A 459-nucleotide genomic window follows, 5' to 3' on the forward strand; every position below is an offset into this window, starting at 1 on the left:
AATTTTTTGCGGGTACGGCGATTGCACGAACGCTTCCGCTCGGATCGAATGAAGAGCCTTGCAACGTGTATGAGGTGGCCAAGCCGATTGACAACGTGGCCGAGGGAAGGATTGCGCCGTGGTTCGGTGAATTGGGACTCGGTACGCAATACAAGCTCCCGAAATCTGTTGGGGATCTGGTGGCATCGGGCCACCTAAAGAGAGGGTGTGGTGAATAGTCAAGAGTTACAGAGTGCACTCGCTGCGCTAAACGCACCACGAGACAGCTATTGCCTTGGATGCGACAAGGACGAGGCACTTTGTCTTGTTGAGAACTACGGGCGCTGGAGTGTTTATTACAGTGAGCGCGGACGTCGTACGGAAGAAGAGTTGTTCGACACTGAGGCGCTTGCCTGCTCTGCTTTCTTAGCACGGCTTCGGAAAATGCTCCGCATTTAATGAACGAACGAAGGGCCGCTC

The 459-nt window shown here is 54.0% G+C and carries 1 protein-coding gene; it reads left to right on the forward strand.

Going from position 1 to position 459, the window contains the following annotated elements; all coding sequences use genetic code 11:
• On the forward strand, positions 1 to 218 hold a 218-nt coding region (locus tag ACV22W_RS33615; RefSeq protein WP_448023841.1), incomplete at its 5' end, for a TNT domain-containing protein.
• Positions 219 to 459 lie beyond the last annotated feature (241 nt).

This window comes from Burkholderia sp. AW49-1, from assembly GCF_053427845.1.